We start from the raw sequence: 13,342 nt of genomic DNA on the forward strand, positions 1-13,342 counted from the left end.
TTATTTTACCCTATTAACTCCCACTATTTTTGATTTTCTGTCGATTAATATTTTTATGTTATTTTTCACTTTATTAAACAGTGAATTAAGTGCGTTTATAAGTTTAAACATTTATACTAGAAGTACCTTACCACTATCGCATGAAAGGAATCACTATGAATAAAAGAATAGTATTAAATATTATTTTGGTTATGATTTTCTTTTTCTTAATTAATTTTTACATAGGTCTTAATGGATGGATTTATATTAATGCATTGCTAAGTAGGTGGACGAATCCAACAATAAAAACAATCTATTGGATCGTATTTCTATTAATAACTTTTGCGTACATTCTTTCAAGAGTTTTAAAGAGTAAGCTTCCTACTACATTCTTTAAACCAATCCATAAAATTGGAGCATACTGGTTAGCCATCTTTTATTATTTAATTTTCTTTGTCATCATTGCTGATTTGATTGGACTGATTTTAAGAGAATTTACATCTTTCAAAACAAGTAGTATAACTGTGATACTTGGAACAATTGTCATATTATGTGTCACAAGCCTTATCGCAAAAGGTAGAAAAAGTGCACTAGACACACAGATTGTTCATTATGACATCAATGTTGCAAAAACAAATGAAAAGTATAAGGAACTATCCATTGTACTTGTTTCGGATTTACATTTAAGCACATTAGTCACGAATAAAAGATTAGAGTTTCTTGTTGAAAAGATTAATAAGCTTGCTCCTGATTTGGTCTTAATTGCTGGAGATATTATTGATGAAGATATTACTCCTTTTGTTGAGGAAAATATGATCCAAACATTGAAAAAGTTAAAGCCAAAGATTGGTACATACGCGGTCCCTGGTAATCATGATTATTACGGTGGACATTTAGATATACTTGCCCGGCATTTAAAGGATGCTGGTATTCATATTTTATTAGATGAGAAAGAACTCGTTGATCACAATTTCTATATCGTTGGTCGTAAAGACCTTGCAAGTAAAAAGCGCCTAGAATTACATGAACTACTTGAAGGAATCGATCATACAAAACCAATTATCTTACTTGATCATCAGCCCTATCATTTAGAAATTCCAACTCAATTAGGCGTAGATTTACAAGTGTCTGGCCATACGCATCGCGGCCAGTTTATGCCAAATCACTTAATTACCCGTCGACTTTATGAAGTTGATTGGGGCTATTTACAAAAAGAACGCTCACACTTTGTCGTTTCATCAGGATTTGGAACTTGGGGACCTCCAATCAGAACAGGTAACCCTTCTGAGATTGTAACGATTACTGTTTCATTTAATAATTAAACTTATGAAGAGACCAAAAAACATTTTTTTGGTCTCTTTTTTATTAATCTCATAATTTATCTATAAATAGTTTTCTGAAAAGTGTAAAATATTATTGAGAGTTTCTTTTCAGAACGGAGATTGAAGCATGAAAAATACAGAGTACTACAACAAAAGGAGCCGTCGAATATATATTTTTTTTATGGCTTCACTTACTTCTTTATTATTAGTAGGAATTACACTTTCTCCTTTAACTTTTAAGGATCATCCAATTGAACTGATTACTCAAGTTATCTTAATGTTCATTGTTATTTTTGCTTTATTTAATTTTGTTAAAAAAGATAACACATTTTCAAAAGTATTGTTTACGACCATTTCTTCACTATATGTGTATATTAAATTTTGGACCTACCCAGACACATCAACAATGTATAGTTTTGTAGCAATCATCCCTATCTTTACGATCTTTTTATATAATCGCATAGCATTTTATATTGGTTGGGCATGTAATATACTAATTGGTCCTACTTTTGTATTAATAATCACATTCACCAATCTAAAAGAAAAATATTCTTATATAGCATTAGACCCTGTCGGTAATATATTAGAATTCCTATCAATTCAATTAATACTCTTATTTGTATTTTTACAAACAGAGACGAAGGTCATAGCTTTAGAAGCCAATCACAAGGAAATACAACAGGCCAAACAATTAAATTCGATTGGTCAACTAGCTGCAACGATTGCACATGAAATTCGTAATCCAATAACTGTCGTAAAAGGTTTTGCACAACTTTTTCAAAAAACAAAAACAATGAACGCAGAAGAAACATACTATGTTGATACGATGCTAAAAGAATTAGACTACGCTCAAATTATTATTAATGATTATTTATCACTAGCAAAGCCTCAAACTGAAACGCTGCAAGTCGTAGAAGTAAATAAAGAAATATTAAATGTAACTGATTTACTTGCCTCGATGGCAAATAGCCAATGCATCGGTTTCCATTTAAACTTAAATCAAATACTTTATACGAAAATAAATCCGATTGAATTTAAACAAGTTCTCGTTAACTTGATGAAAAATGCAATCGAATCAATGCACGATGCCGGTTTTATAACAATCAATCTCTTACTAGAAAATGAATATGCACTTATTGAAATAATAGACACAGGAATTGGAATGTCTCAAGAAACTATTGAAAAGCTAGGCACTCCCTTCTACTCACTAAAAGAAAGAGGCACAGGGATTGGGTTAACCGTCTGCTTTAATATCATCGAAAAATTTAAAGGTAAAATTAAAGTAAGTAGTAAGGAAAACGAAGGATCCATATTCCGGATTTATTTACCGATTTGGCAATTTGAAAATGAATGAAGAAAACCAACATAATTTTCGCAAAAAAAACTCACAATAGTGTGAGTTTTTTTGTTGCAAATTAAAAGTCTTTTGCAGTTTCCTTAGCTTTTTGAATTGCTTGCTCTTTAATTTCTTGTGCACGGTCCGGGAATTGATTTTGACCTTCTACAAAGATTCCATTAAAATCTTGAACACCTAAGAAGCTCATGATTACTCCAATATAACGATGCCCCATTTCAAGACCTGCAGCTGGACCTTCTGAATAAACTCCACCACGTGCCTGGATATGCAAAGCTTTTTTACCACCTAATAATCCTTGAGGGCCATTAGAAGTATATTGGAAAGTTTTACCAGCAACGCAAATCGCATCAATATAGTTTTTCATAATTGGAGGGAATAAAAAGTTCCATAAAGGTGTTACAAAGACATATTTATCTGCTTCAGCAAATTGGGTTACAATCTCATTTAATCTTCCTACTTTTGATTGCTCACCTGAAGAAAGTGTGTCAAAAGATCCTCCAGATTGAAGTTTTCCCCACCCTGCAAACACTTCAGCATCAATATGAGGAATCTTTTCATTATAAAGGTCAATATGTACTACTTGGTCATTAGGATGTGCAGCTTTATAACTCTCGATAAATGCATCACCAACCGCCATACTGTATGAAGTAGACTTATCGTGTGGATGTGCTGTGATATACAATAATGTTGTCAAACGAAATTCCACCTTTCAATTTAAATGTCCAAACTATCTTTACCTTATAAGAAGCACGATATTATCATCTGTCATTACTAGCCAAACAATACAAATATTTATAAAAAAAACCTTTACTCTAATGGTAAAGGTTTTTTTGTATAGACAAAGTCCGAAAACTTGATTTTAATTATTTCGCTTTAAAAATCCCAAAAGGTTTCCCTACAGGTAAAAATTCTCTTCCAAAGTGACTATTTAATACAGCTGCAGCCGATCCATAAAATGACATAATTGCAATTCCTAATTCACTATATGCTGCAAAAGTATGCGTAGCTTCTTCCATAAAGCCTAATGTGCTTAATGATAATCCAATAAATAAACAATCAATTAATACAAAAATAATAAATAATACCTTATGAGTTTCCATTGCACCGATTGTCATAAAAATTGTAAAAATTAAATATCCTACAAAAGCAAAACCAAGTTGTTTAACATCAGCTGCTTTCATTAATGCTTCACCAAAAACACCTAATTGGATTAACCAAGTAGTACCAACAGCTAACCAAAAGAAAGCATATGCTCCAAACGCTGTTGCGCCAAAAACATTATTATGTTTAAAATCCTGGATACTCGCAAATAATTGTGCAATAGCACCTAAAAAAATCGCCCATGGTAAAATTAATGAAACACCATCAGTAAATCCTAATTTTTGTGTTGAGGCAACAAGCGTTACCATCGCTAAACCGAATAAACCAATTGCAGATGGATCTGCAGTAGTTATTTTAATTTGTTGTACGTCTTTCATTGATGTAAATCCTCCTAAAATTTTAAACAGACTAAACTATACTACAATAAAATTTCGAGGATTAATATAACTTTTTTTCTCTTTTAAATATGAAAGCACTTTCTTTTAAAAAGAAAGCGCTTTTTACCAAAAATTACTTTTTATGTCGTTTTGCATAACCGCATCTTTTGCATAATTCTTCCACTGCACATCGTCTTGAGAAACCATCATAAATCGCTCTTGCACGTTCAGAATTTAAAATATCTTCTAGTGATGTCTCATAAATATTCCCTAATGGAATCTTACCTTCACTATCTAAGCAACATGGTACAACTGTTCCATCAACTAATACTCCGATTTGATCCCTTAAACCATAGCAGAATACATTTTCATCGATGATATCATTACCCATATCTGGCCATTGGAACTTTTCTGCCATATTTAAATAAATTTTATCGCGCAGTTTAATATTATGTGTTTCCTGAAGTCTTTCACTTAAAGAAAAGTCTAAGTTTAGTTTTTCTTCAAGTAAATTTAATATAGCAATATTCAATGAATTACTTGCTCTTAACTCTTCACTATCCATATTCCAAAGCCTAATTGCACAGATCATATCGCTTTTTTCATTCGCTTCATTAATGAAATTCGTAATATTTTCAACGTAATCATGCAAATCCTTCGTTAAATCATTCGCCTCAAAACTATGAAGTGAAAAATTGATTTGTCTTAAACCTTTAGATGCAATTAATAAATCCTTTACTTTATTAATTAACGTACCATTCGTAGTTAAATTAACCTTCAAACCATTTTCGTGACTAATATCCAAAAATCTACCGAGTTTTGTATTTAAAAACGGCTCACCCATCAAATGAAAATAAATATGATCCGTATAAGGTTTAACCGAATTTACAACATGAGTAAATGCTTTCTCATCCAAAAACTTCAACGGTCTCTCCAACGTTGGGCTCGGACAAAAATTACACTTCAAATTACATATATTTGTAATTTCTATATAAACTTTCTTAAATTTTCTCATTCTACTCTCCTACTTTTCATTATCTATATCCATATTTTTCGCTCTAAAAAAACTATAATCCTATCATACAATAATTTTTAAGATATTAATATTTCAACACTCTGTTCAATTTTTACCAACCGAACAGAATTGTAATCATTCTAAAACTTCAAGAAATTGTTTAAATTTTATAATTATAGCTTCAGTTTAATCATAATTATCATGATATAATTAATAAACCTACTGTGAATCTAGGATGTCGCGAAAGTGACTTCGGCATTGGGTAGAACCATGATAGTGAGTGGGTTTAAAAAAAGACGAAAACCAAGTCAATCATTAATAAGGTTGAGAATAATCAAGTAACCGATCACTCAACTATGTAGGATTCGTTATATCCGAATTTACACCCTCGAAGTGTTAGACCAAACGAAAGTAGCTTCGGCAAAATCAGACACATAGAACAGGGAAGCAAACATCAATTTATAGTTTTTTTAGGTTGATGGCAACGGTGCTGCCAATGCAAATACTTGAAATACTTACTCTAATCTTCATCGCAATGACCTTTGTCGTCGCATTGATCCAATTAGTCGTTAGTATGATCAACGCAACAAAAAAGAAATAGCCCCCTATGCTTCGCAGTGCATGGGCTACTTCTTAGAAAAAATACATTGATAAAACCATCTCGGCTTATTTAGTTGCCTGGAACGAGTGTTAGCGCACTCGTTCTTTTTTAATATATGTTTAGTATATCATACGATTCTTTAGATATACTTTGAGCGCATGAATTTTTTGTTAAATATAAAGAAATTATCATCGCAATGACCTTTGTCGTTGTATTGATTCAATTAGTAGTTAGTATGTTCAACGCAACAAAAAAGAAATAGCCCCTATGCTTTTGCACGGCATGGGCTACTTCTTTGAATTACTTAGATAAAACCATCTCGGCTTATTTAGTTGCCAAGAACGAGTGATTTCCCTCTCGCTATTAATGATAATTTATATTTTTTAATCGTAAATTTATATAGTCTATGTTATTTTTGTGAATTGATAAAGTTTGACAATCCCAATCAGTTTTATCAGCATTTAATCGACAATTTTCCATATTTCCCGAGAAATTTCCTACCCAAGTTTTGACAAAATCAACGTTTTTTAAAATAAAATTTGTTGACAGTTGTTTGTAATCTGTAATATTATTTGTTCATCGCAAAACAAACTAGTTTGAATTTAAAAAAACTGCAGTATTTAACATAATTGAAAATTTAATTTTAAAAGCATTGATGAGAAATAGTAAAAGTATTAAGTTCTTAAACAGAGAGTTCCCGGTTGGTGCGAGGGGCGTAAGACAATATTTTGAACACATCTCTGAGCTGAGCACCGAACCCCTTTTTGGTAGTAGACTGTTTCCGGATTCCCTGCACCCGTTATCGTGCTAAAGTATAGCTTAATTGCTGCACTTGAAGAGGTTGGTATCGTGAGGTATCAATAAAATAGAGGTGGAACCACGTGAGTATTACTCCCGTCCTCTAGCTATTCATATAGCTAGAGGGCGGGAGTTTTTTGTTTTTCAAGAATTTTTTAAGGGAGAGAGTAAAATGAATAAAAAATTAATGTCAGCAATGATCATTTGTATGATTTCAATATTAGTTGTAACTGGTTGTGGAAAAGAAAAACGAAATGCAAACGAAGTAGTCGTTGGATTAGATGATACTTTTGTACCAATGGGTTTTAAAGATGATAAAGGTAAAGTTGTTGGTTTTGATATTGATTTAGCAAAAGAAGTATTTAAACGTGAAAACATGAAAGTAACTTTCCAACCAATTGATTGGTCAATGAAAGAGACTGAATTAAAATCAGGAAATATTGATGCAATTTGGAACGGCTATTCAATTACCGATGAGCGTAAGAAAAAAGTAAATTTCTCAGATGCATATTTAAAAAATAGACAAGTTATTATCACTTTAGCAAATTCAAATATAAAAACAAAAGCAGATTTAAAAGGTAAAAATGTTGGGATTCAAGAAGGATCAAGTTCATTAGATGCAGTTAATAAAGATAAAAAATTAGTAAAATCGTTTAACGGTAGCAAACCTGTATTATATGAAAATAACAACCAAGCTTTAATGGACTTAGAATCAAAACGTGTTGATGTGGTTGTAGCAGATGAAACATTAGCTAGATACTACATGAACAAACGAGGCCAAAACAAATACAAAATTTTAAAAGATAACTTTGGTGAAGAAGAGTATGGAATTGGCGTTAGAAAAGATGATACTGCTTTACTTAAAAAAATTAACAAACAAATTGGTGCTATAAAAAAAGATGGTACTTACGACAAAATTTATAAAAAATGGTTCGGTACATTGAAATAAAAAGGAGCTTACGATCATGGAACAAATTATATCTTTATTACCTTCCATGCTTGATGGATTAAAAGTAACGCTAGAGGTTTTCGTAATAACTCTAGCGTTAGCAATTCCACTTGGAATCATCATTGCACTTGGAAGACTTTCGAATATTACAGCAATCAAATCAATTATTAGTTCTTATATTTTATTAATGCGTGGTACACCTCTACTTTTACAATTAATCTTTATCTTTTTTGGTTTACCATTAGTCGGAATTGTCTTTGACCGTTTTACAACAGTTATTATCGCATTTGTACTTAACTATGCAGCTTATTTTGGGGAAATATTCAGAGCTGGTATCCAATCGGTTGATAAAGGTCAATTTGAAGCAGCAGAGGTTTTAGGCTTGAGTCGCAGTCAAACATTTAAAAGAATTATTCTGCCTCAAATGACAAAAAAAGTTTTACCTCCTGTTTCAAACGAAGTAATTACTTTAGTAAAAGATTCAGCTCTTGTATATGTAGTTGGACTTGATGATATGCTTCGAGTAGCTAAAATCGCATCAAATACTAGCGCATCTCTACTTCCTCTTGTTTTTGTTGGTATTATTTATCTACTACTAACAGCAATATTAACGAATTTATTTAAACGATTAGAAAATCGATATTCATATTATAAATAAGGAGAGACTAAAAATGTTAAAAGTAAATAACTTAACAAAGCAGTTTAATAAACAAACCGTATTAAATGAAGTCTCTTTTGAAGTTAATAAAGGAGAAATCGTTACTCTATTAGGACAATCAGGAGCTGGTAAAACGACAATCCTTCGTTGTATTAATGGTTTAGAAAGCTTCGATGGTGGATCAATTGAAATAGATGGCCAAACGATTGAATCTAAAAAAGATCTTTTAAAAGTAAGAAAAAATGTTGGTCTTGTTTTTCAAAACTATAATTTATTCCCACACAAAACAGTAATTGAAAACATTATTGAAGCACCAACTCTAGTACTAGGTATGAATAAAGAAGAAGCTACAAAGAGGGCAATGGATTTGTTAGAACAAGTTGGTCTAAGTGACAAAGCAAATTCATTACCAAACGAGTTATCAGGTGGCCAGCAGCAACGTGTAGCAATCGCTAGAGCATGTGCACTACAGCCAAAAATTCTTTGCTTTGATGAACCTACTTCAGCACTAGATCCTGAACTAACGAACGGAATTGCTGAGATTATGAAAAAATTAGCAAAAGACGGAATGAGCATTCTTGTCATTACGCATGATATGGAATTTGCAAGTAATGTTTCGACTCGTACGCTACTTGTAAAAGAAGGAAAAGTTTTAGAAAGTGCGTGAATGTAGAGGAAACTAGACTTAAATTCCCCCTTTTTTCTATAAAACTAAATAATATGAACGTTATTTCAGGTGAATTTAGCATGTTAATTGCAGATTCACCTTTTTTATTTGCAGATCCATCAATTTATTTGCAGTTTCACCTGATTTATTTGCACTCCCGTCGCTTTACTGAAGTTCCACCAATTTATTTGCACCCCTTGCAATCTCATCCTTAATTCAGTTCCAGTCTATTTAACTAAAGTCACAATAAAAAAAAGACGCCACAATATTACTGGCGCCTCTCCCTACACATTATTCAATGAAAAAACTTACTAATAAATGATAAGCCCATTATAAAAGCTACAATAAAACATAGAAGCACAAGCCGCTTTTCATGTTTATTAGAAGAGTGCATTTCATCTCCCCCACTTTACTTTTTCCCTTGAACATATTCGGCATCAAATAAAAATAGTTTAAATAAGAACAATAGCGATGGAACTAACAGTAGTAACCCTAAGACAAATACAGTTACTAACATAGTACCGGATGTTTGATTGGTGTATCCATTGTAGATCGTAATATATGGATCTAATATATATGGCAAGTGCGCTGCTCCATAGCCGAAAAAAGCGAAGAAGAATTGGAGCATTACAAATATAAAGGCTGTTCCGTAATTCCGTTTTAGTAAAATTAATGATGATGCTATTAGAAAACAAATTAATGATAATAAAAACATCCACCAATAATGATTAACTATATTTTCATAAAATCTAACATTATTATCTCTTAATCCTACAAATATAAGAAAGCTTGATAGGATCGTTGGAACGGTCCAAAACAAAGCATATTGTCTTAATATTGCTAGCGCACTTTCATCTTTCGCTTTACTTGCGTAATAGGTTAAAAATGTTGCGCTAATATACAAGACTGAAATGATTGCAATAATTACAACACTCCAGGAGTAAATACTTGTTAATAAGTTTTTAGCTAAAAATTGAACGACTCCGTTTTTTTCAACAATATAACCTCCTCCAGAAATGGTCAGAACCGTACAAAGTGAAGCCGGAATCAATAGACCAGTCGCTCCATATAAGAATAAATAAACTTTGTTGTCCTTGGATCCATAATTAGAAAAGGCATAAAACGAGCCTCTAATTGCCATTAAGACTAGTGAAATACTTCCTGGGATTAAAAGGGCCGTTCCATAGTAAAATGCAACACTTGGAAAGAAACCTATAATGCCAACAAAGAAAAATACAAAAAATACATTTGTTATCTCCCAAACTGGCGATAAATATCTACTTATTAAATTATTTATTAAGTGATCCTTTTTCGTTACTTTTCCGTAATAAGCAAAGAATCCCGCACCGAAGTCAATTGACGCAATAATGATATATCCATATAGAAATATCCATAAAACGATTATTCCTAATAACTCAATATTCAATGTTCACCCTCCTATTCATTGGCTTTGTCTCAATTTCCAGTAATACTCTTTCAAGCTACAAGATTTACTTATTCGTAACTTACCGAGAGTTTTTTGATTGAATTTTTAACAGAGCCTATTTTTTAAAACGATATTTAAGTTCATCTTCGGGTGGATTATGAATGAACATTTTTCGAATAACGATTGTACAAAAGACTCCTAAAAATACATACAATACAAAAAACAACCAAAACATACCGCCTAGTCCTTTGGCAGTTGTGGCTCCCTCTGAAACCTTCATATATCCTCTTAATATCCATGGTTGACGGCCAATTTCGGCAATCATCCATCCAAGTTCGATATTAATCATCGCTAATGGTCCCGTCAGCGCTAGTCCACGTAAGAGCCACTTATTATGCATCCAATTTTTCTTCTTAATAGAAAACACAACAAATAGGAAGGTCATCGATATAATTAAGCCAACAAAGGTCATCTTAATATCAAATAAATAATGTATGAACAAAGGTGGCCTCTCATCTACTGGAAATTCATTTAATCCAGTTACTGGTGCATTAAAGTCTGAGAAAGATAAAAAGCTTAGCAGTTTAGGAATTCGAATTTCATATTTTACTTCATGTGTTTTATCATCTAGCGTTCCGAATAAGACAAAATCTGCCCCTCTTTCTGTCTCAAAATGCCACTCAATTGCTGCTAGTTTTTCCGGTTGGTATTTAGCTAGGAATTTTGCTGAAACATCTCCTGTGATACCTGTTAAAACGGCAAAAATTAATCCTAGTGTAGCTACTAATCGAAGCCCTTTTCGTGTGTATTCCGTATTCATTCCTCTTAATAATTGAATAGCAGCGATCGACGTTAATATAAGAGCGGATGCAACATATGCAGTAACAATTACATGTAAAGTTTTAGAAGGTGCTGCTGGATTAAACATTGCGGCAATTGGATCGACCGTTTTAATTATTCCATTTTTCAAAGTAAAACCTTGTGGCGTATTCATAAACGCATTTACCGTAGTGATAAAAAATGCTGACAAAGTTGAACCTAATATTACAGGTAAAATGATCAACCAATGATAAATAGGTTTTTTAAAACGGTCCCAAGTATATAAATAGATCCCTAGGAATATCGCTTCAAAAAAGAAAGCGAATGTTTCCATAAACAATGGAAAACTAATTGCTTGACCCGCGATTCTCATAAAGCTCGGCCATAATAAGGATAGTTGTAGACCAATACAAGTACCAGTTACTACTCCCACTGCAACAGTAATTGTGTAACCTCTGGCCCATCTTCTTGCCATAAGCGTGTAATGTGGATCCTTTTTTAAGATTCCTAACCCTTCTGCTATTGCGATCATTAAGGGTATTCCTACACCAATTGTTGCAAAAATAATGTGAAATATTAGTGTCATACTTGTTAGTAATCTACTGAGTGTGACATTATCCAACTCCATCCGAAATCCCCCCTATAATGTAATATCTTATTGTCCAATGAATTTAATTATTCTAATCAAATGACCGATAATGTTACGATTTTATGAACGCAATCAGTAAAATTGCATTTTTATTTGTATCTATAAAAGTATGTTCCTATAACAATAAAGGTATACGGGGAATCTTAAGTCCATAGAAAGTGAGTGGTAAAACAAAAAACCACAAGGATAAACCTTGTGGTTTCAGTGTTTAGACAATGTTTCTTTGATTTTCAGACTGATCTTATGAATTTCAAACTAATTCACTAAACGGACTATACGTTTCTTTCTCCATGAAAATTTATAATATAAAAAGTTTAATCCAAGTCCAACTATAAAAGCTGCCGGATATCCGACCCAAATTCCTTTCATTCCAAGACTCGTGTAATGAGATAAAAGATAGGCTACAGGTACTTCAATACACCATATTACGAATATACTCATGAGCGTTGGCCACAGTACAGCTCCACTGGCACGCATTGTAGACGATAAAATAAACGAATGTCCGAGTATTAAATATCCCCATAACGTAATCATCAATAAACTATTCGCTATTTGTACAGTACTATCATTCGTTAGAAATAAATTTAGAATAGGCTTTGAGAAAAGATAAGTGAGTAATACTACTATGCCACCTAACACATAGTTAAGTAATAAACCTATTTTAATAACTTGGTTTAATCGTTCAACCTGATTGGCTCCTATTGACTGAGCAACAAAAATTGATACTGCGATTCCAATACAAATTGATGGCATTTGAACATAACTTACTAGCTGATTTACTACCCCATAGGATGCAGTGGCATTTGATCCATATTGATTAACAAAAGTAATAACGGCAATCTCAGAAATCGAGAGAAATACCATATTAATACTCGTTGGAATACCTAGTTTTAATATTAGTTTTAAAAGTTCAGGATCCATCTTCAAATAATTTCTCATTGAAGCGTCAAAGCGTAGGGGATGATTCGTTTTGTGTAAGTATATGAATAGAACTATACATGTTAAAACTGTTGAGCCTACTGATGCATAGACTGCCCCATAAATTCCTAGCTTCGGTATGCCTACCCAACCAAATACTAATGGTGGTAAAAGTGCAACATTTAAAACTGTACTTAATATAAGAAAATAAAAAGGTGTTTTCGAGTCCCCAATACCTCTCATTAAAGTTGTATAAACCATATAGATAAATAGCACGGGAATCGACCAAAATAAAATGGAAGCATAATGTGTACTAACATGAAGTATATTTTCTGGAGTTCCTATTAATCTCAATAGTTTTTCAATAAAAATATTACCGAATATCGCAAGCACTACCGCGAGGAAAAGAGTAAAAGTAAGAGTCGTACCTACAATAGCTTTTACTCTTTCTTCAAGCTTTGCACCATGTGCCTGACCAATTAAAATGGAACTGCCAGAGCCAATTCCAATAATAAATGATACTAAGAAGAAAAATATTGGAAAGAAAGCTGAAATTGCAGCTAAAGCATTTTCCCCTAACCATTTTCCTACTATAATCATGCTAATAACCTGGCCAATTGATTGCATAATATTACTTAAAAGTAATGGAATTAGAAACAAAATCATAGGGCGTAATAAAGTAAACTTTACTTTTTTTTGCTCCTGA

11 protein-coding genes and 1 other annotated feature are annotated in these 13,342 nt (G+C 32.4%); of the genes, 5 read left to right on the forward strand and 6 right to left on the reverse strand.

Going from position 1 to position 13,342, the window contains the following annotated elements:
- The first annotated feature begins 155 nt into the window (after positions 1-155).
- Positions 156-1,301 (forward strand): metallophosphoesterase, encoded by a 1,146-nt coding sequence (locus ACFVR2_RS15935; protein WP_387363532.1) that lies wholly within the window; start codon positions 156-158, stop codon positions 1,299-1,301.
- Positions 1,302-1,428: 127 nt separating this feature from the next.
- The gene (locus ACFVR2_RS15940; RefSeq protein WP_387363535.1) at positions 1,429-2,655 is read left to right on the forward strand and encodes an ATP-binding protein; all 1,227 of its coding nucleotides are present in this window, start codon (positions 1,429-1,431) and stop codon (positions 2,653-2,655) included.
- A 61-nt stretch (positions 2,656-2,716) separates the two neighbouring features.
- Here ACFVR2_RS15940 and ACFVR2_RS15945 read toward each other — a convergent pair whose 3' ends face one another.
- From ACFVR2_RS15945 to ACFVR2_RS15955, 3 genes are all read right to left on the reverse strand, one after another.
- Entirely contained in the window at positions 2,717-3,352 is a 636-nt protein-coding gene (locus ACFVR2_RS15945) for an FMN-dependent NADH-azoreductase (protein ID WP_387363537.1), read from the reverse strand.
- 169 nt (positions 3,353-3,521) lie between these two features.
- Positions 3,522-4,136 carry an acetate uptake transporter gene (locus ACFVR2_RS15950; protein WP_387363539.1) on the reverse strand — a complete coding sequence of 205 codons (615 nt, stop codon included), beginning with the start codon at positions 4,134-4,136 and terminating at the stop codon, positions 3,522-3,524.
- 133 nt (positions 4,137-4,269) lie between these two features.
- Positions 4,270-5,151: a radical SAM/SPASM domain-containing protein gene (locus ACFVR2_RS15955; protein ID WP_387363542.1), complete on the reverse strand. Its 882-nt coding sequence runs from the start codon at positions 5,149-5,151 to the stop codon at positions 4,270-4,272.
- Positions 5,152-6,395: 1,244 nt separating this feature from the next.
- Positions 6,396-6,657: a binding site (T-box leader), on the forward strand.
- A 65-nt stretch (positions 6,658-6,722) separates the two neighbouring features.
- On the opposite strand from ACFVR2_RS15955, the gene ACFVR2_RS15960 reads away from it, so the two are divergent.
- From ACFVR2_RS15960 to ACFVR2_RS15970, 3 genes are read left to right on the forward strand one after another with little or no spacing between them, the layout of a single operon-like run.
- Positions 6,723-7,499, forward strand: coding sequence for an amino acid ABC transporter substrate-binding protein (locus ACFVR2_RS15960; RefSeq protein ID WP_387363545.1), 777 nt, complete (start codon positions 6,723-6,725; stop codon positions 7,497-7,499).
- 16 nt (positions 7,500-7,515) lie between these two features.
- Positions 7,516-8,157, forward strand: coding sequence for an amino acid ABC transporter permease (locus ACFVR2_RS15965; RefSeq protein ID WP_387363548.1), 642 nt, complete (start codon positions 7,516-7,518; stop codon positions 8,155-8,157).
- A 13-nt stretch (positions 8,158-8,170) separates the two neighbouring features.
- Entirely contained in the window at positions 8,171-8,824 is a 654-nt protein-coding gene (locus ACFVR2_RS15970) for an amino acid ABC transporter ATP-binding protein (RefSeq protein WP_387363551.1), read from the forward strand.
- A gap of 409 nt (positions 8,825-9,233) precedes the next feature.
- Here the strand turns inward: ACFVR2_RS15970 and ACFVR2_RS15975 are convergent, their stop codons facing one another.
- From ACFVR2_RS15975 to ACFVR2_RS15985, 3 genes are all read right to left on the reverse strand, one after another.
- Positions 9,234-10,250: a cytochrome d ubiquinol oxidase subunit II gene (locus tag ACFVR2_RS15975; protein WP_387363554.1), complete on the reverse strand. Its 1,017-nt coding sequence runs from the start codon at positions 10,248-10,250 to the stop codon at positions 9,234-9,236.
- Positions 10,251-10,365: 115 nt separating this feature from the next.
- Positions 10,366-11,697, reverse strand: a complete 1,332-nt coding sequence (locus tag ACFVR2_RS15980; RefSeq protein WP_387363557.1) for a cytochrome ubiquinol oxidase subunit I — start codon at positions 11,695-11,697, stop codon at positions 10,366-10,368.
- A 276-nt stretch (positions 11,698-11,973) separates the two neighbouring features.
- The gene (locus ACFVR2_RS15985) at positions 11,974-13,302 is read right to left on the reverse strand and encodes an MATE family efflux transporter (RefSeq protein ID WP_387363883.1); all 1,329 of its coding nucleotides are present in this window, start codon (positions 13,300-13,302) and stop codon (positions 11,974-11,976) included.
- Positions 13,303-13,342: the final 40 nt, after the last annotated feature.

Origin of the sequence: Gottfriedia sp. NPDC057991, from assembly GCF_042886615.1 — a bacterium.
In the GTDB taxonomy this organism is placed as follows: domain Bacteria; phylum Bacillota; class Bacilli; order Bacillales; family Bacillaceae_G; genus Gottfriedia.